We start from the raw sequence: 17,051 nt of genomic DNA, 5'->3' as shown, positions 1-17,051 counted from the left end.
GTCCTTCGCCGTAACGGCCCAAGTCTGGCCAGCGGCCCGGCGGTGACCTACCCCTGTCGCCCCCTAACCGGACCCCGGTTCCCGGCCGCGTGCGGGCCCTCCGGCGGGCCGGCGCGGTGATGATGGGCACGCCCCGAGGACGCCGCGTACCACCGCCGACAGTCGAGGTGCCATGGAACGCTCCTGGTTGTTCGCCGACCTCGCCGTGCCCGGCGGGGGATGCGTCGACGTGCGGGCGGCCGAGCTGGTCGGCACGGTGCTGGCGGGGCTGGTGTCCGAGCTGCGCGCCGCCGACCCGGACGGCTGCTGGTTCTTCGACCGGCTCGACTCACCCGCTCCGACCCGGCTGCGGCTGGGCCTGCACGCCGGGCCCGCCGCGCTGGACCTGGCACGGGACCGGCTCGGCCCGTCGGCCCGGCCGGCGCCCCCGGCGTACGCGGTGCGCGACCCGGCCCGGGGCGGACCGCTCGCCCACGCCGGCAGCGAGGTGGCGTTGGGTCTGCTCGGCGGTGAGCCGCCGTGGCTGGCCGGCCTGGAGCTGCCGCTCGCGGTGGCGCACCTGCGGCACCTGTGCGGGCTGTTGCCGGCCGGCGACCGGGCGTCCTTCCTGTTCCTGCACTGGCAGGACCGCAGTCGCACGCTGACCGGGGCGCAGCGCCGGGACCTCGCCGCGCAGGCGCACGCCGGCGCCGACAAGATCGTGCTGGCCGCCGCCGACCTGCCGCTCGCCGACGATCCGGTGTCGGCGGCCTGGCGGCGCTACCTGGACCGGGTGACCGAGGTGGTCGCCGAGGACCACCCGGCCGCGCCGCGCGGTTTCCTGATCGCCGAGCACGCCCAGCTCAGCCACCGCCGCTGGGGCATCGACCCGGCCGTCGACTCGCTGGCCGCGCTGGCGTTGCGGCTGGCCGGGCACACCGTCCCCGCACCAGGTGGGAGAGTCGGATGACCGTCGTGGAACGGGTCGACGTGGAACTGGGCGACCGCGCGTACCCGGTGCTGGTGGGCCCGGGCGTGCGGCACCGGCTGGCCGCGGAGGTGGCGCGGATCGGCGCCCGCCGGGTCGTGGTGGTCTCGGCCCGCCCGCCGGAGTGGACGCCCGACCCGGGCGTGCCGCACCGGGTGGTGCCGGCCCGCGACGGCGAGCACGACAAGACGCTGGCCACCGTGGAGACGTTGTGCCGGGCGTTCGCCGAGTTCGGGTTGACCCGCGCCGACGCGGTGGTCTCCTGCGGCGGCGGCACCACCACCGACGTGGTCGGCCTGGCCGCCGGCCTCTACCACCGGGGCGTCGCGGTCATCCACCTGCCGACGTCGCTGCTCGCCCAGGTGGACGCCAGCGTGGGCGGCAAGACCGCGGTGAACCTGCCGGAGGGCAAGAACCTGGTCGGCGTCTACTGGCAGCCGCGCGCGGTGCTCTGCGACACCGAGCACCTGGGCACGCTGCCGGAGGTGGAGCGACGCAACGGCTACGGCGAGATCGCCCGCGCGCACTTCATCGGCGCCGGCGACCTGCGCGGCCGGACGGTGACCGAGCAGATCACCGCGTGCGTGGCGCTCAAGGCCCGGGTGGTCGCCGCCGACGAGCGCGACGCGGGGCTGCGGCACATCCTCAACTACGGTCACACGCTCGGTCACGCGCTGGAGCGGGCCACCGACTTCCGGCTGCGGCACGGCGAGGCGGTCGGCGTGGGCACGGTGTTCGCCGGTCGGCTGGCCGGGCGGCTCGGTCGGATCGACGCCGACCGGGTGGCCGAGCACCACGAGGTGGTGGCCGGCTACGGCCTGGAGACCGCGCTGCCGCCGGGGGTGACGCACGACGAGCTGATCGCGTTCATGCGGCGCGACAAGAAGTCCACCGCCGGCCTGACCTTCGTGCTGGACGGCGCGACCGGCCCTGAGCTGGTCGCGGACGTGCCGGAGACCGAGGTCCGCGCCGCCCTGGCCGAGATGTAGGTAGGTCGAGGCCCGGCACTCGGGCGTGTCGGCGTCGAGGGAGGAGATCGCTCAAGAGCGATATGACCACTTGTCATAATTATGACCTGAGGGTATATCGCTTCGTCGCCACCATCTCCTGGTGACCCTCACGCACCGTGACACTCGGGTGGACCGCGCCAACCCTCACCATCGCCGGGTCGTGCCTCAGCGCACCGCCGGGCAGTGCGTGAGCAGTTCCTCGGGCTTGTGCGCGACCAGGTCGGGGCCGGCGGCCAGCAGCGCGGTCACGTCACCGCCGTGCCAGGTGGTGGCCACCGTGGTCACCCCGGCGTCCCGGCCGCTGGTCAGGTCCGTGATCGCGTCACCGACCATCATGGCCACGCCGGGCGGCATGTCGAGCAGGGCCAACGCGCGCAGCACGATGTCCGGCGCCGGCTTGGGGCGGGGCACCTCGTCCGAGCCGATCACGTGGTCGAAGAGCCCGAGCACGCCGAGCAGGTCCAGCAGGGACCGGGCGCGGGGGCCGCTCTTGCCGGTGGCGACCGCCATCCGGACGCCGCGCTCGTGCAGCGCCTCCAGCGTCTCCCGGACGCCGGGGAACAGCGGCACCCGGTGCGCCAGCCGGTAGCTCTCCCGGACGAACGGCGCCTCCATCTCCAGCGGCAGCCCCATCAGCCGCATGATGTCCGGGAAGTACCGCCCCATGTGCTTGTTGTACTCCTCGAACGGCGCCGGTCCGCCGCCCACCACCTCGGCGTACGCGACGCTGAACGCCTCCCGCATCACCGCCGAGCTGTCGACCACGACCCCGTCGAGGTCGAACACGACAGCGCGGATCGGGCCCGTACGCCGGGCGAGGACGGTGGCGCCGGCGGTCGACGGCGGCTGATTCATGGCTGCTCCCGAAGGTGATGTCGCCCGGTGGTTCTCACCGGTCGCGCGCTCCCGCCAGCGCGGGCACCGGCGGGGTGGGCCGGGCGCAGCGGTAGACACGTTCGATGGCGTCGATGGTGCGGCGGGCGTCGGCGGCGGCCACGCCCCGGCTGGCCTCGTCGGCGAGCAGGCCGGGCAGCGCGTCGAGCTGCCGGTCGTACTCGGCGCCGATGGTCTCGGCGGCCAGCGGCAGCGCGACGGTCTCGCCGTCGCGGGTACGGGTCAGCTCCGGCGCGCCGACCCGGTTCGGGCTGAACCCGAACGTGCAGCGCAGCATCGCCGAGCCGTGGGTCCCGTGCACGGAGATGGTGGTGCGGTCCGTCGCCTCGTGCGACGCCCAGCAGGCGTGCAGCGCGGCGGACGCGCCGTCGGCGGTGAGCAGGAACGCGCGGGCGGTGTCCTCGACGTCGCCGCGTCCACCGGGCCCGGCGGTGCCGCGCCACGCGGCCTGCGCGGCGCCGTCGTTGACGAAGTCGTCGGAGACGCTGCCCACCGCGTGCGCGATCGGCGCCGGGCCGAGCAGCGGCAGCACCGTGTCGAGCAGGTGCCAGCCCAGGTCGACGAGCGCGCCGCCGCCGGAGAGGTCCCGCCGGGTGAACCAGCCGCCGGCGTCGGGCACCCCCCGGGCGCGTACCCAGGCGACGTCGACGTGCCGGACCGGCCCGAGGTCGACCACGGCCCGCAGCAGGGCCCGCACGTCGGCGCGGTAGCGGGCGGCGCTGCCGGCCAGCAGTACCGCGCCGCCGGCGCGTTCGGCGTCGGCCAGGTCGGCGGCCTCGGCGGAGGTGAGGCAGACCGGCTTCTCCAGGAACACCGGTACGCCCCGGCGCAGCAGCCGGGCCGCCACGCTGGCGTGCAGGTGGTTGGGGACCGCCACCACCACCAGGTCGGCGGCGTCGGTGGGCAGGTCGGCCACGTCGGCGTACGCGTCGGGCACGCCGTGCGCGGTGCGGGCCCGGTCCCGGGCGGCGGCGTCCGGGTCGACCACGGCGGTCACCGTGAACCGCTGGTGCGCGGCGAGCCGGGGCAGCCAGATCTGCCGCCCGGCCCAGCCGAGACCGGCCACCGCGACCCGGACGGTACGCCCCGGCGCGGCGGCCGGCTGCGGCCCGGTCATCCGGCCAGCACGTCGGCGAGCACGGCGGCGATCTGGTGCATCTGCTCCTCGGTGCCGAGCAGCGTGCGGTGGTGCAGCCAGACACAGTCGGCGTGGATCTGCTCGACGTTCGGGCACCGCTCGGCGATCTGCTCGACGGTCTCGTCCGGCGCGCCGGCCAGCCAGAAGCCGTCGCAGCGGTAGATGGCACGGAACGCGACGAACGCCGGGATGCCCCGGGCGATCAGCTCGTCGACCACGACCCGGCGGCGTTCCGACGTGATGCCGGGGATCCGGAACATGGCCATGTAGTGCGGGTTGCGGTCGCCGCGCGGGTCGCGTCCCTGCGGCACCACGCCGGGAATCTCGGCGAGCAGGCTCGCCAGCAGCGGCCAGCGCTGTTCGCGCACCGCGATCTGACCGTCCAGGCGGGACAGTTGGGCGCGCAGCACGGCGGCACTGAACTCGTTCATCCGGTAGTTCGAGCCGGTGGTGCGGTGCAGGTAGTCCCGGTCGGTGCGGGGCCGGCCGCAGCTGTGCACCAGGAACGCCTTCTCGTAGCTCTCCTCGTCGGGGAAGAGCACCGCGCCGCCCTCGCCGGCGGTCATCAGCTTGCCGTTCTGGAAGCTGAACGCGGCGACGGAGCCGAGTTCACCGACCCGCTTGCCCTGCCACTGCGCGCCGTGCGCGTGCGCGGCGTCCTGGAGCAACGCGACGCCGGCGTCGGAGGTGATCTTGTCGAGCGCGTCCATGTCGGCGAACTGCCCGGCCATGTGCACCGGCATCACCACCCGGGTCCGGTCGGTGATGGCGGCGGCCACCGCGTCCGGGTCGACGCAGTAGGTGTCCAGGTCCACGTCGACCGGCACGGCCACCGCGCCGAGGCGCTGCGCGGCCAGCGACGACGAGATGAACGTGAAGGCCGGGACGATCACCTCGGTGCCCGGTCCGACGCCCAGGACCTCCAGCGCCACCTCCAGCGCGTGCGTGCCGTTGGTGACGGCCAGCGCGTGCGACGACCCGTGGTACGCGGCGAACTCGGCCTCGAACGTGTCGACCTCGTTGCCTCCGACACGCCACCACTGGCCCTGCTCCAGGGCCCGGATGAGGCCGGTCCGTTCCTCGTCGCCGAACTGCGGCCACTCGGGGAACTCCGGCGCCGACAGATCACTCATGATGTCCCACTCCCTGATCCAGATTGGAACGGCCCGGCAGGACGCTAACCGAGCCGGCACGGCGCTGACCTCCCCTAACGGCCCCTAGCCGCCCCTAACCGCCCCCTGCCGGCGGGGGTCGACACGGGGGACGGGGTCGATACTCCGATGACCTGTCGTCGTCCGATTCCGGTGAGGTGCAACGTGCCCGAGGTGCTCCTGCTCAACGGCCCGAACCTGGGCATCCTCGGCAAACGGGAACCGGAGATCTACGGCACCGACACGGTGGCGGACATCGAGCGGGCGGTCGGCGAGGAGGTCGCCGGACGGGGGTGGCGGGTCGTCGCGAGGCAGCACGACTGCGAGGGCGAGATGATCCGTACCATCCAGGACAGTTATGAGACGGTGGGCGCGATCGTGAACCCGGGCGCGTTGATGATCGCCGGTTGGAGTCTGCGCGACGCGCTGGCCAACTATCCCCATCCGTGGCTGGAGGTCCACCTGTCCAACGTGTGGGCCCGGGAGAGCTTCCGGCACGACTCGGTGCTCGCCCCGCTGGCCTCGGGGGTGATCGTGGGCCTCGGTGCGCTCGGCTACCGGCTGGCGGCCCGCGCGCTCGTCGCGACCGTGCCCTGACCGTCCACCCTGTCGCACCCGTACCGGTCGTCCGCCGCGGCGACCCGACCCCCGAGGAACCCCGTGACCGTCGCGATCATCGTTCTCACCATCCTGCTGGCCATCATCCTGATTCCGCTGGCCGTGCAGAAGCTCACCGGCAACGCGCAGATGCGCCAGCGGATGTCGCACCTCGGCGTCTCCGCCGGGCTGACCCGCGTCATCGGCCTGCTGGAGCTGGCCGGCGTCGCCGGGCTGCTGCTGGGCCTGAAGTTCTGGCAGCTCGGCGTGGTCGCCGCGGTCGCGATCACCGTGCTGCTGATCGCCGCCGTCGCCTACCACCTGCGTGCCAAGGACGACGGCAAGGTGATCATGGTGCCGCTGTTCTTCGCGTTCGCCTCGGCCGCGCTGGCGTTCCTGCACCTGCTGGCGCACTGAGGCCGGCGTGACGGGCGGGCCGGGCGCCGCGCTGCTGGGCGTCGACGTCGGGGGCACCAAGGTCGCGCTGCGCGCCGAGGCGGCCGGCCGGCCCGCGTACGAACGGATCGTCACCTGGCCGGCCGGCGCGGACCCGGCCGCCGACCTGGCCGTGCTGGCCGCCGAGGTGGCCGCGCTGCGCGCCGGCTTCGGCCCGGTCGACGCGGTCGGCGTGGCCATGCCGGCGACCGTCGACCGGGCCGGCGCGGTCGTGGCCTGGCCCGGCCGGCCGAGCTGGGTCGGCCTGGGCCTGGCCGGCGCGCTGCGTGGCCTGTTCCCCGACACCCCGACCGGGTACGCCGACGACGGCGACCTGGCGGCGCTGGCCGAGGCCCGCCACGCGGGCCGCGCCGACGTGCTCTATCTCGGGGTCGGCACCGGCGTCGGCGGCGGGATCGTGCTCGGCGGGCGCAACGTTCCGGCCGGCGTATCCGCCGAGGTCGGACACATGGTGGTCGACCTGGGCGGCGACCGGTGCGACTGTGGCCGGTCCGGCTGCCTCCAGGCGGTCGCGTCCGGGCCGGCCACGCTGCGCCGCGCCGCCCGGCTGCGCGGCGGACCGGTCGACCACCACCGGCTGCGCGCCGGGCTGGACGACGGCCGGCAGTGGGCGGTGGCGGCGATCGAGCCGGCCTGCGCCGCGCTGGCCGCCGCGGTGGTGAGCCTCGGCGAGCTGCTCGCCGCCGACCTGGCGATCGTCGGCGGCGGGTTCGCCACCAGCCTGCCCGGTTTCGTGCCGCTGGTCGGAGACCTCGCCGTCGGCCGTCCGGGGCGGCCCGCGCCTCGCGTCGTCGCCGCCGCGCTCGGCGGGCTCTCCTCGCTGCACGGCGCGCTCCACCTCGCCCGCGACCTCGCGGGCGTCCCGGTCCCGCCCGGGACCGGGGCTCGACCAAGGGAGAACAGCCAATGATCAGGATCGGGGTCGTCGCCGGCAGCACCCGCCCGGGCCGTAAGGCCGACGCGGTGGCGCGCTGGGTGTGCGACATCGCCGGCGCGCGGCCGGACGTCGACGCGGAACTCGTCGACCTGGCGGACCATCCGCTGCCCCACTTCGCCGAGCCGCTGCCCCCGTCGATGGCGCCGTCGAGCCGACCGGCGGTCCGCCGGTGGGGTGCGGTCGTCGGCGCGCTGGACGCGTTCGTCTTCGTCACCCCGGAGTACAACCACTCGATCCCGGGCGTGCTCAAGGACGCGATCGACGTGCTCTACCAGGAGTGGCACCACAAGCCGGCCGGGCTGGTCGGCTACGGGGCGCACGGCGGCACCCGGGCCGCCGAGCACCTGCGGCTGGTGCTCGGGCAGGTGTCGGTGCCGGTGGTCCGCTCCCAGGTGGCGCTCTCCCTGCACACCGACTTCGTGGCGTTCCGCGACTTCCGCCCCGGCCCGCACCAGCGGGAGGCGGTCGGCACCATGCTCGACGAGGTGGTGGCCTGGGCGGGCGCGCTGCGGACACTGCGCCGCCCGCAACCGGTGCGATGATCGCGATCGGCGGCGCCACCCGCCTCTACGCGCTGCTCGGCGACCCGATCACGCAGGTACGCGCGCCCGGCCTGCTCAACCCGGTGCTGGCCCGGCGCGGCACCGACGCGGTGCTGGTGCCGGTGCACGTGCCCGCCGCCGCGCTGCCGGAGGTGGTGGCCGGGCTGCGGCAGGTGGCCAACCTGCACGGCATGCTGGTGACCGTGCCGCACAAGGCGGCCCTGCTCGACCTCGCCGACCGGGCCACCGACCGGGCGCACCGGGCCGGCAGCGTCAACGCGTTGCGCCGCGAGGCGGACGGCACCTGGTCGGCGGACACGTTCGACGGCGACGGGTTCGTCCGCGGCCTGGTCGCGGCCGGACACGACCCGCGCGGCCGGCGGGTCTGCGTGGTGGGCGCCGGCGGCGCGGGCAGCGCCATCGCGGTGGCGCTGCTCGACGCCGGGGTGGCCGCGCTGCACCTGGCCGACACCGACCGGGCCCGGCTGGCCACGCTCGGCGGGCGGCTGTCGGCCGCGTACCCCGGCCGGGTCGATGCGGCGTCCCGGCCGCGACTGGCCGACGTCGACCTCGCGGTCAACGCGACGCCGGTGGGGCTGCGCCCGACCGACCCGCCGCCGTTCCCGGTGTCGGAGCTGCCGGCGCGGGCGGTGGTCGCGGACATCATCATGACCCCGGCGGAGACGGCGCTGCTGCGCGCCGCCCGCGACCGGGGCCTGCCCGCGCATCCCGGTGAGCCCATGCTGACCCACCAGATCGACGGCTACCTCGACTTCTTCGGCCTCTGAGTCACAGCGGCGCGAGACGCGCCTTGAGCAGGCAGAACTCGTTGCCCTCCGGGTCGGCGAGGACGTGCCAGGACTCCTCGCCGGTCTGGCCGACGTCGGCCGGGCGGGCGCCGAGCCTCAGCAGGCGGTCGAGTTCGGCGTCCTGGTCACGGTCGGTGGCGTTGACGTCGATGTGCAGGCGGGGTTTCGCCCGCTCCGGCTCGACCGTGGGGCTGAGGATGATCGTCGGCTGCGGGCCGCCGAACCCGTCGCGCGGCCCGATCTCGATGCTGCCGTCGCCCTCGCGGTCGAGCACCACGAAGTCGAGGACCTCACACCAGAAGCGCGCCAGCGCCTCGGGGTCACGACAGTCGAGCACCAGTTCGCTGATCCGACAGGCCATGACCGGAACCTACGCCCCCGCACCCGTCGCGGCGCGGTCGGACACGCTGCGCAGCACGCAGAACTCGTTGCCCTCCGGGTCGGCGAGGACCGCCCACCCGGAACCGTCCGGATTTCGGTGGTCGGCGACGAAGGCGGCGCCGAGCGCCAGCAGCCGGGCCACCTCCTCGTCGCGCGACGTCTCCGGACGCAGGCACAGATGAAGGCGGTTCTTGCCCCGCTTCGGCTCGGGCACCTGGCCCGCCGCCGTTGACCCGAGGTCAGTCGTCGCGACCGGGCGCGCTCATGTCCCCGGTGCCCGGCGTGCCGTCGGCGAGCCCGTAGCGCAGGTAGACGGTGCCCTTCCGGTTGGCAACCGGCGGTTCGAGGAGCGTGACGTTGGTGGGCACCGCGCCGCCGTCGAACACCTTCTTGCCGACGCCCAGCACGATCGGGTGCACCCAGAGGTCGATCCGGTCGAACAGCTTCTCGCGCAGCAGCGTCTGCACCAGGTTCAAGCTGCCGACCACCTTCACGTGCTCGTGCCGGTCCCGGATCTCGCGGACCGCTGTCGCCAGGTCCGGGCCGAGCACCGTGGACCCCGGCCACGACAGGTCGGGTCGGCCACGGGAGGCCACGTACTTCGGGACGCGGTTGAACAGCGTGGCGATCTCATTGTCCTCGCCGCCCTCCTGGTGCGGCCAGTAGGCGGCGAAGATGTCGTACGTCCGCCGGCCGAGCAGCAGCGCGTCCGTGCCCCGGTACGCGGCCATGACCTGCGCGCCGGTGGTCTCGTCCAGCAGCGGTGCCTGCCAGCCGCCGAACGGGAACCCCACCGGGTCCTCCTCGGGGCCGCCGGGCGACTGCCCGACGAGGTCGAGGGTGGCGAACAGCTCGATGTGGATCAGTCCCATGGCCCGTGCTCCGGTCGTCTGGTCATCTCGGTCGGGAAGGTAGACCGGTGCCCCTCGCCGAACTCATCGCTGCCGGTGACCGGGTAAAGCAGCGCGGCGTCACGATCTCCGCGCGGCGGCCGGGTTACCGTCGTTCGGGGAGCTGGTCGACGAAAGCGCGCCACGTCGTCGGGCCGAACACGAGCACCGGACCGGACGGGTCCTTCGAGTCACGTACGCCGACGACGTCGGGCAGGTTGTCGGCCACCTCGACGCAGTTGCCGCCGCTGGTGCCGCTCCGAGTGGACTTCCGCCACTGAGCGCGAGTCAGGTCCATCGATTCGCCACTTCCTTGATCAGGGTCAGGGACTGCCGTCGCGGCAGCGCTTCGGTGCGGACGCCTTCCCACCGCTCGAACAGGGTATCGAGGTCGGCCGGCCGATCGACGACGTCGCCGCCGAGCTGGCTCTCAAGATGGCCCAACCAACTGCCGTCGGGCAGGTGCGCCAGAGACAGGGGGCCGGACAGTCCGGCGTGCAGGCCGACGTCGGCCGGCACGATGTGCACGCTGATGTTGGGTCGTTCCGCGCAGCCCAAGAGGTGCCGCAGCTGCTCACCCATCATCTTCTCCCCGCCCGCCGCCGCACGTCGGATCGCGCTCTCGTCGGTCACCACGACGACCCGTGGCGGCGCGTCCCGAGCGAGAATCTCCTGTCGTTCCATCCGTGCGGCCACCCGACGCTCCACCTCGCCGTCGGTAAGGCGGGGATCGAGCCGCAGCACCGCTCGGGCGTAGGCCTCGGTTTGGAACAGGCCGGGGATCAGGGTGGGCTCGAAGTAGCGGAGTTGGGTCGCGCCGCGTTCGGCGTCGAGCCACGGCCGGAACCACGACGGCGTGCCCAACTCGGCCGCCAGCCGCTCGAAGATACCGCCGTTGCGCAGGGCGCGGTCCGCGCCTCGGATGAAGTCGACGGTCAACGCCCGGGTTCGTCCCTCGACGGCGCTGACGTGCGAAGCGCTGAAACCGGCGTGCTTGCCGAACGCCTCCTGCGTCAGGCCCGCCGCGCCCCGGGCCCGCCGGATCTCGGTAACGATGAAACCCGCGAGAGGTCCCGGCACCTCAGCCATTCACCGTGCTCCAAACCAGAGATCGACTGCCCGGGGCCACTCATGAACCGAGCGGTTCTCCCAGCTCCTGACGGACAGGGCAACCCCCTTCCGACCGTAGTGCCTCCACCGCAGAGTGTCACCATCTGGATCGCGCGGGGACCACCCGGATCGATCCCACCGGCGACCTGAGGAGTGCGCATGGCCGAGGAGAAGTCGAGACCGCACCGTGGACCGGCAGCCCGGCGGTTCGGGCCGCCCGTGTCGTCGTACCGCTGCATCGGCCGGTCCGCGACGAACAGCGCGCCGCCGGAGTGGCTGTCCGCCCACCGCGCCTGCGGCCCCGCCTGGGTGTGCGACGAGTGCGGGCGGGACTGGCCCTGCCCGACGCTGCGGTCCGCGCCGACCGGTGCGGCGCGGCGGGCGGAACTGCTCCCCGAGTTCTCCCGGATCACCCGCCACGCCATCCGCGACCTGCGGGGGCGGATCGACGGCCCGGACCCGGTCGCGATCGTGCGTCGCTTCCTGTGGTTCCTGCCGCTGACCGACCAGGAGGCCCGCGCCGTGGCGCTGAGGCTGCGGTGAGCCACAGCGGACAGCCGCACCACCCGGTACGCCCGGGGTGGTTCTGCCGCGTCGACGGGCAGCCCTGGCCTTGCCCACCGGCACGGGCCACGCTGCTTCGCGACTACGACGGTGACCTGGTCGGGTTGGCCGTCTACCTGGCCGGAATGCTGCACGACGCGGTCCGCGACCTGTACGCGCTGAACCCGGACGACGCGCCGACGCCGGCCGCGCTCTGGGACCGCTTCCTGGCCTGGCTCGACCACTCGCGTCGCGCCGCCCGGTAGGTCGGCAGGGCTACTCGGGACCGAGCTGCTGCGTCAGCCGGTCGAGGCCGTTCCGGATCAGCTTTCCGTAGGCGTCATCGCCGAGCGCGCCGATTCCCGCCTCCGCGAGCCGGAGGTGCTCCCGGGCCCGGTCGAGGTCGCCGAGCCGGTGGTGGCAGTCGGCCAGGTTGAGATGTAGCGACGGGTACAGGCCGGCCACCGACAGCGGCACCCCCGCCTCCGCCACCCGGGCGTCGGTGAGCTGGTCGGCCGCGGCCAGCGCCCGCTGGTCCCAGAGCAGTTCCTGGCGTACGTCGTCCTGCACGTCGGCCATCGCGTGGGCGAGGACGCAGACGTGCAGGGGGTCGCCCCGCTCCTCACCGATCTCCTGCCAGACCTGCGCGAACAGGTCGCGGGCGGCATCCCGCCGGCCGTGCTGATGGTGCACCTGCACACCCTCGTTGATGCGGGTGAGCGTGGCATCGAAAGTCACCGGGTCAGGCTAGCCGCATCAGCGGGCCGCGGCGGCCCGGCGGACCAGGCGACGGGCCTCGTCCGCCGGGACGCCGGTGGCGCGGAGCACGTCGTTGGCGGCGGTCCGGAGCTGTGACACCACGATGGTGCCGGAGAAGCCGATGTCCTGCCGACACGCCGCGCCCGCGTCACGGACCGCCCGCAACACCCGGTCCCGGGCGGCGACCGGCTCCCGGGCGGCCAGGAACTCCCGGTGCAGCAACCGGATCGCCGCGCCGAAGTGCTCCAGCGCGGCCGGCAGGTCGGCCGGCACCGGCTCGTCGTCGCGCAGCGCGGTGCCGACGCGACGGACCAACGCGCGGCTGTTGCGGAACGCCCGGTCCAGGTGTTCGGCGCCGCGCCGGTACGCGGTCAGCGCGCGCCGCCGTCGCCAGCGCACCGGGGAGAACCGGACCACCTCGTCGGCGGCGGCGACCACCTCGTCGATCCGGTCCAGTTCCGGCTCGGCGGCGCGCATCCGGGCCAGCACCGCGTCGGCGGCCCGCACGTCGCCGTCCGCCAGCGCCGCCGCCGAGGCGGTCATCTCCCGGGCGAACGTGTCGAGCGCCGAATCGGCGATCCGGCGTACCGTGCGCAGCGGGTTCAGCGGCGCGAGCACCAGCACCACCAGCAGGCCGACCACGCCGCCGACCAGCGCGTTGACGGTCCGGGGCAACTCCAGGTCGGGCGAGACCGGGGTGAGCGTGGCGACCAGCACGGCCGTACCGCCGGCCTGGGTGACAAGCGCGCCGGTGCCGCGCACCAGCACCGCGGCGCCGACCGCCAGGAACACGATCACGCCGGTCTGCCACGGCCCGGTGCCCAGCAGGTGGATCAGCACGTCCCCGACGACGATGCCGAGGACCACGCCGACGACCAGCTCGACGGTGCGTCGGGTGCGCCCGCCCAACGCGGCGGCGATGACACCGACCGCCGCGGCGGGTGCGAACGTCGGGTCGGGGTTGCCGAGTACCTCGCGCGCGACCAGCCATGACAGCGCCGCGGCCAGACCGGCCTGCACCGCCACGATGAGGTACGTGCGCAGCCGCTCCACACCGGCCCGTCCGACCCGGCGCACCCGGTCGCCGACTGCCCGCATGCGCCGGGGTACCCGCCGTCACCCGGTCGAACCGCCCGCCGGGTACGCCATCGTGCCGGTCAGCGCCAGCACGCCCGGCAGCCGGGTGTCCTGGCGCAGGAACTGCACCACCACCGGCACCGGGGACCGCAGCAGGCAGCCGTACGGGCGGTCCAGCCGGACCGCCTCGGGGTCGATCAGGTCGTTGACCCGCACGTGACGGATCCGGCGGGCGGCGACCGGCAGCCGGTAGGGTCCCACCGGCTCGGCGTCCTCGTAGTAGAAGTCGAGCGTCAACTCGGCGTCGTCGTCGCCGGCGTTGAGCACGCAGAGCTGGTCGAAGCCGGTGAACGCCGGCTCCGCGCCGTGCGCGGGAAACGGCACGTGCCCGCCGGGCACCACCCAGACCCGGGCGCCGATCGGCCCGGTCACGGTTCCGCCAGCAGTCGGGCCAGGTCGGGGGTGAGGAACACCCCGTCCGGGTCGAGCCGGCGCCGCACCGCCTGGAAGTCGTCCCACCGGGGATAGAGGGGACGCAGCTCCCGCGCGCCGAGCCAGTGCTTCTTGCCCCAGTGCGGTCGTCCGCCGTGGTGCCGGAAGACGGCCTCCATGTCCCGGAAGTACTCCTCGTACGGCAGCGAGGTGTTCTGGAGGCAGGCGATCGTGGTGGTGGGCCGGCCGTAGGCGTTGCTGAGCCAGATGTCGTCCGACGCGATGGTGCGCACCAGCACCCGCCAGCCGGCCACCCGCCGGTGCCGGTCGCGGATCCGGCGGCGTACCTCCGCGAAGCAGGCCGGGAACGCCTCCGAGGGCAGCATGTACTCGATCTCCTCGAAGCGCAGCTCCCGGTGTCGGGGAATGGTGCGGTGGGTCGGCCCGACCTGGCTCTGCCGGGGCTCGCCGCCCGGCGTACGGGACGTCGGCGGGTGGTGCGCCCCGTCGACCCGGTTGATCACCCGGATCTGCGTCCGGTCGCTGCGCGGGTACCAGTAGAAGTCCATGTTGCGGTTGGTGTGCTGGAGTTCGGCGAGGTGGTCCAGCGTCCAGTCCAGGTGCGCGCACCAGGAACGCCGGTGCAGCTCGTAGCGCGGCTGCACGTCGAGCGTGACCCGGGTGACCACGCCGAGCGCGCCGAGGGAGAGCGCCACCGCCGGCAGCAGTCCCGGGTCACGGTCCGCGGTCACGTCCAGCGTCTCCCCGGTGCCGGTGACCAGGCGTACGCCGGTGAGCTGGGTGCTCAGGTTCCCGAACCCCAGCCCGGTGCCGTGGGTGCCGGTGGCGGTCGCCCCGGCGATCGACTGGTAGTCGACGTCGCCCAGGTTGTCCATCGCGAGCCCGGCGTCGTAGAGCCCCTCGCCGAGCGCCCGGAGCGTGGTGCCGGCCCAGGCGGTGGCACGTTCCCCGTCGTCGGAGAGCACCCCGGCGAGCCGGTTCAGGCCGAGCAGGATCCCGTCGGTACGCACCAACGGGCTGGACGAGTGCCCCGAGCCGACCGGGCGGATCGTCGTACCGGTCTCCCGGGCCCGGCGCACCAGCGCGCCGACCTCGTCCTCGTCGGCCGGTTCGGCCCATTCCGCCGGGGTGAACGAGAGGCTCCCGGACCAGTTCACGAACGGGCGTGTCACCTCGCTCCCTCCCCCGGCGCCGTTCCGGGCCGCATACCCGCGCCCACCCTCGGTAGTCGTGAACCGGATCGGGACCCCGCCGGGAACCAGGCGGGCGGCCCGGACGACTATCCCTGTATGGCGTGTGAGCAGTGGCGGGAGATCCTGTCGGCCCAGCTGGACGGTGAGGCGTCCCGGTCGGAGAGCGAGGCGGCCGAGGCGCACCTGGCCGGCTGCGCCGGCTGCCGGGGCTGGTTCGACTCCGCCGCGGCGGTCACCCGCCGGGCCCGTACACACCTCGCCCCACAGGTGCCCGATCTGGTGGCGTCCGTGCTGGCCGCCGCGCCGCCGCCCCGGCCGAGCCGACGCCGGCGGGTGGCGCTCGGGCTCCGCGCGGCGCTCGGCCTGCTCGGCGCGGTGCAGTTGGTGCTGGGCCTGGCGCAGATCGGCCGGGAGGCGGTGGTCGCCCACGCGCACGCCTCCGGCCAGCACCTGTGGCACGAGTCGGCGGCGTGGAACGTGGCGGTGGGTGCCGGTTTCCTCTACGTGGCGCTGCGCCGGTCGACCCCGTCCGGCCTGTTGCCGATGCTCAGCGCGTTCGTCGCCACGCTGGTGCTGCTGTCGGTGAACGACCTGATCACCGGTCAGGTGGCGGTGACCCGGCTGGTCAGCCACGGCTTCCTGCTGGTCGGCTGGGCGGTGATGCTGGTGCTGTCCCGGCCCTGGTGGCGGCCCGGGGACACCCCGCCCGGCCGCGGGCGGTCGACCGGCTCGCGCTGGACACTGCGTGCCGAGGAGCCGGCCGCGCCGACGCCGCTGCGGCTGGTGCCGCCGGGCCCGTACCCCGCGCAGGCCCGCGACCGCCGCGCCGCCTGACCCGCGAGCGGCCCGCCCGTACGCCGCGCGGGCCGGCGAGCCCTCGACCGGTGACCCTGGCCGGCCGGTGCCACCGCGTTCGGCCGGTCGTCGCCGGGGGGCTCAGCGGGCGCGGCGACCGCGGGCGTCCCCGGCCCAGGCGGCGACCAGGTCCTCGCGGGCGCGGGCGACCCGCGACCGGATGGTGCCGACCGGGCAGCCGCACACCTCGGCCGCCTCGGCGTAGGAGAGGCCGAGCACCTGGGTGGCGACGAACGCCTCCCGGCGGTCCGGGGCGAGCCCGGCGATGAGTCCGCGCAGCGCCACGCCGTCGTCCCCGCCGGCGGTCACCGCCCCGGCCGCCTCGGCGGCGGTCTGCCAGTCGGACAGCGCGGCCACCCGGGGGCGGGCGGTCGCGGCCCGTACGTGGTCCACGGCCACCCGGCGGGCGATGGTGAAGATCCAGGTCCGGGCCGAGGAGCGGCCGGCGAACCCGGGCAGGCTGCGCAGCGCGCGCAGGAACGTCTCCTGGGCGAGGTCCTCGGCCTCGGCCGGCCCGGCCAGGTGGACCAGGAACCGCCACACCGGTCCCTGGAGCGCGCGGACGAACGCGGCGGCGGCCTGTTGGTCACCCCGGCCGGCCCGGTGCGCCCACCGGGTCACCTGATCGTCGTCGGCGTCCAGGCTCATCCCGGGCCCACCCGTCGGTCCGGTCCGGCCATGCCGAACGGTACGGATGCGGCGCTCGCTCGGTTCATCCCTGGCGTCCTCTCCGTCACCCGGCCACCGACCGCGACGATCGGAGTGGCCCGACATTGGTCGGCCCCGGGGCGGGAAAAGTTCCCGGGCACCGGCGGTCAGTCGGCGACGGAGACCGCGACCGGGCCGACCCGCAGGACGCCGTCGGTGAGCGGGGCGCAGCGGACGCCGCCCCGGCGGCGCAGCGCCTTCCAGGTGCCGGGCGCGACCACCACGTCCAGCCAGGCGCACGGCGGCGCGGCCCGATGCACGCGCAGGCGGACCGGCCCGTCGCCGGAATCCAGGGTGAGCACCCGCCCGACCAGCTCGTCCACCGCGATGCCGCTGGTCAGCACGTTGCGTCGGAGTTGGGTGAGATCGGCGCCGGCCGGCAGCGACTCCTGCGCGATCAGCGTGACACTGGCGGCGCGGTGCGCCGGCCGTCCGAAGTAGCGGTCCCCGACGATGCCCAGCCCGGCGCGGAGCCGCACCTGGTCGACCAGTTCACCGGGAGGCGCCGGGGCCGGCCCGTCCGCCGGCCGGCCCACGTAGCGGTGCACCGGCGAGGCCAGCAACTGAACGATGTGCGGCAC

23 protein-coding genes and 1 pseudogene are annotated in these 17,051 nt (G+C 74.7%); 10 read left to right on the top strand and 14 right to left on the bottom strand.

Annotated features, from left to right (window positions below):
* Positions 1 to 172 precede the first annotated feature (172 nt).
* Together C8054_RS25695 and C8054_RS25690 are read left to right on the top strand one after the other, a co-directional pair.
* A complete protein-coding gene (locus C8054_RS25695; protein ID WP_107161144.1) occupies positions 173 to 949 on the top strand; it encodes a hypothetical protein in 777 nt (258 codons plus the stop codon).
* Positions 946 to 1,956, top strand: a complete 1,011-nt coding sequence (locus tag C8054_RS25690) for a 3-dehydroquinate synthase (protein ID WP_107161142.1) — start codon at positions 946 to 948, stop codon at positions 1,954 to 1,956. Before C8054_RS25695 ends, C8054_RS25690 begins: the two co-directional genes overlap by 4 nt.
* Before the next feature lie 186 nt (positions 1,957 to 2,142).
* Here C8054_RS25690 and C8054_RS25685 read toward each other — a convergent pair whose 3' ends face one another.
* Genes C8054_RS25685 through C8054_RS25675 form a run of 3 tightly spaced genes read right to left on the bottom strand, consistent with a single transcriptional unit; the run spans position 2,143 to position 5,142 of the window.
* Positions 2,143 to 2,832 (bottom strand): HAD-IA family hydrolase, encoded by a 690-nt coding sequence (locus C8054_RS25685; protein WP_107161140.1) that lies wholly within the window; start codon positions 2,830 to 2,832, stop codon positions 2,143 to 2,145.
* A gap of 34 nt (positions 2,833 to 2,866) precedes the next feature.
* Entirely contained in the window at positions 2,867 to 3,988 is a 1,122-nt protein-coding gene (locus C8054_RS25680; protein ID WP_107161138.1) for a Gfo/Idh/MocA family protein, read from the bottom strand.
* Entirely contained in the window at positions 3,985 to 5,142 is a 1,158-nt protein-coding gene (locus C8054_RS25675; protein ID WP_107161136.1) for a DegT/DnrJ/EryC1/StrS family aminotransferase, read from the bottom strand. The genes C8054_RS25680 and C8054_RS25675 overlap by 4 nt, the downstream gene beginning before the upstream one ends.
* Positions 5,143 to 5,325: 183 nt before the next feature.
* On the opposite strand from C8054_RS25675, the gene C8054_RS25670 reads away from it, so the two are divergent.
* The 5 genes from C8054_RS25670 (at position 5,326) to C8054_RS25650 (ending at position 8,480) form a co-directional block, all read left to right on the top strand.
* The gene (locus tag C8054_RS25670; protein WP_107161134.1) at positions 5,326 to 5,757 is read left to right on the top strand and encodes a type II 3-dehydroquinate dehydratase; all 432 of its coding nucleotides are present in this window, start codon (positions 5,326 to 5,328) and stop codon (positions 5,755 to 5,757) included.
* 63 nt (positions 5,758 to 5,820) lie between these two features.
* A complete protein-coding gene (locus tag C8054_RS25665; protein WP_107161132.1) occupies positions 5,821 to 6,174 on the top strand; it encodes a DoxX family protein in 354 nt (117 codons plus the stop codon).
* A 7-nt stretch (positions 6,175 to 6,181) separates the two neighbouring features.
* The gene (locus tag C8054_RS25660) at positions 6,182 to 7,123 is read left to right on the top strand and encodes an ROK family protein (RefSeq protein WP_107161130.1); all 942 of its coding nucleotides are present in this window, start codon (positions 6,182 to 6,184) and stop codon (positions 7,121 to 7,123) included.
* Entirely contained in the window at positions 7,120 to 7,692 is a 573-nt protein-coding gene (locus C8054_RS25655; RefSeq protein ID WP_107161127.1) for an NADPH-dependent FMN reductase, read from the top strand. Before C8054_RS25660 ends, C8054_RS25655 begins: the two co-directional genes overlap by 4 nt.
* Positions 7,689 to 8,480, top strand: coding sequence for a shikimate dehydrogenase (locus tag C8054_RS25650; RefSeq protein ID WP_107161125.1), 792 nt, complete (start codon positions 7,689 to 7,691; stop codon positions 8,478 to 8,480). Before C8054_RS25655 ends, C8054_RS25650 begins: the two co-directional genes overlap by 4 nt.
* Before the next feature lies 1 nt (position 8,481).
* Here the strand turns inward: C8054_RS25650 and C8054_RS25645 are convergent, their stop codons facing one another.
* The 5 genes and pseudogenes from C8054_RS25645 to C8054_RS25625 form a co-directional block, all read right to left on the bottom strand.
* Positions 8,482 to 8,862, bottom strand: coding sequence for a VOC family protein (locus C8054_RS25645; protein ID WP_107161123.1), 381 nt, complete (start codon positions 8,860 to 8,862; stop codon positions 8,482 to 8,484).
* Between the two features lie 9 nt (positions 8,863 to 8,871).
* Positions 8,872 to 9,099 (bottom strand): annotated as a pseudogene (locus C8054_RS25640) (VOC family protein); the annotation flags it as partial.
* 22 nt (positions 9,100 to 9,121) lie between these two features.
* Positions 9,122 to 9,754 carry a dihydrofolate reductase family protein gene (locus tag C8054_RS25635; RefSeq protein ID WP_107161121.1) on the bottom strand — a complete coding sequence of 211 codons (633 nt, stop codon included), beginning with the start codon at positions 9,752 to 9,754 and terminating at the stop codon, positions 9,122 to 9,124.
* Positions 9,755 to 9,878: 124 nt separating this feature from the next.
* The gene (locus C8054_RS25630; protein WP_107161119.1) at positions 9,879 to 10,070 is read right to left on the bottom strand and encodes a DUF397 domain-containing protein; all 192 of its coding nucleotides are present in this window, start codon (positions 10,068 to 10,070) and stop codon (positions 9,879 to 9,881) included.
* Entirely contained in the window at positions 10,061 to 10,861 is an 801-nt protein-coding gene (locus C8054_RS25625) for a helix-turn-helix transcriptional regulator (protein ID WP_107161115.1), read from the bottom strand. Before C8054_RS25625 ends, C8054_RS25630 begins: the two co-directional genes overlap by 10 nt.
* Positions 10,862 to 11,041: 180 nt before the next feature.
* Between C8054_RS25625 and C8054_RS25620 the strand changes: the two genes are divergently transcribed.
* On the top strand, positions 11,042 to 11,425 hold the full coding sequence (locus C8054_RS25620) for a hypothetical protein (RefSeq protein WP_233220183.1): 384 nt from the start codon (positions 11,042 to 11,044) through the stop codon (positions 11,423 to 11,425).
* Between the two features lie 125 nt (positions 11,426 to 11,550).
* Positions 11,551 to 11,691, top strand: a complete 141-nt coding sequence (locus C8054_RS32885) for a hypothetical protein (RefSeq protein ID WP_233220182.1) — start codon at positions 11,551 to 11,553, stop codon at positions 11,689 to 11,691.
* A 10-nt stretch (positions 11,692 to 11,701) separates the two neighbouring features.
* On the opposite strand, the gene C8054_RS25610 is transcribed toward C8054_RS32885, so the two are convergent.
* From C8054_RS25610 to C8054_RS25595, 4 genes are read right to left on the bottom strand one after another with little or no spacing between them, the layout of a single operon-like run.
* Positions 11,702 to 12,163 (bottom strand): hypothetical protein, encoded by a 462-nt coding sequence (locus C8054_RS25610; protein ID WP_107161111.1) that lies wholly within the window; start codon positions 12,161 to 12,163, stop codon positions 11,702 to 11,704.
* A gap of 18 nt (positions 12,164 to 12,181) precedes the next feature.
* A complete protein-coding gene (locus C8054_RS25605; RefSeq protein WP_107161109.1) occupies positions 12,182 to 13,282 on the bottom strand; it encodes an FUSC family protein in 1,101 nt (366 codons plus the stop codon).
* An 18-nt stretch (positions 13,283 to 13,300) separates the two neighbouring features.
* On the bottom strand, positions 13,301 to 13,693 hold the full coding sequence (locus tag C8054_RS25600) for a sensory rhodopsin transducer (RefSeq protein WP_107161107.1): 393 nt from the start codon (positions 13,691 to 13,693) through the stop codon (positions 13,301 to 13,303).
* Complete coding sequence (locus C8054_RS25595; protein ID WP_107161105.1) at positions 13,690 to 14,886, bottom strand: D-arabinono-1,4-lactone oxidase; 1,197 nt, start codon at positions 14,884 to 14,886, stop codon at positions 13,690 to 13,692. The genes C8054_RS25600 and C8054_RS25595 overlap by 4 nt, the downstream gene beginning before the upstream one ends.
* A 117-nt stretch (positions 14,887 to 15,003) precedes the next feature.
* Here C8054_RS25595 and C8054_RS25590 point away from each other — a divergent pair, with 117 nt between their 5' ends.
* Positions 15,004 to 15,741, top strand: coding sequence for a zf-HC2 domain-containing protein (locus tag C8054_RS25590; RefSeq protein ID WP_107161103.1), 738 nt, complete (start codon positions 15,004 to 15,006; stop codon positions 15,739 to 15,741).
* A gap of 102 nt (positions 15,742 to 15,843) precedes the next feature.
* Here C8054_RS25590 and C8054_RS25585 read toward each other — a convergent pair whose 3' ends face one another.
* Positions 15,844 to 16,410, bottom strand: coding sequence for a sigma-70 family RNA polymerase sigma factor (locus tag C8054_RS25585; protein WP_107161101.1), 567 nt, complete (start codon positions 16,408 to 16,410; stop codon positions 15,844 to 15,846).
* A 167-nt stretch (positions 16,411 to 16,577) separates the two neighbouring features.
* Positions 16,578 to 17,051, bottom strand: coding sequence for a molybdenum cofactor biosysynthesis protein (locus C8054_RS25580; protein WP_107161099.1), 474 nt, complete (start codon positions 17,049 to 17,051; stop codon positions 16,578 to 16,580).

Source organism: Micromonospora sp. RP3T, from assembly GCF_003027925.1.
GTDB lineage: Bacteria > Actinomycetota > Actinomycetes > Mycobacteriales > Micromonosporaceae > Micromonospora.
Note: the sequence above shows the minus strand (reverse complement) of the source record. Positions and strands in the feature narration are given on the sequence as shown.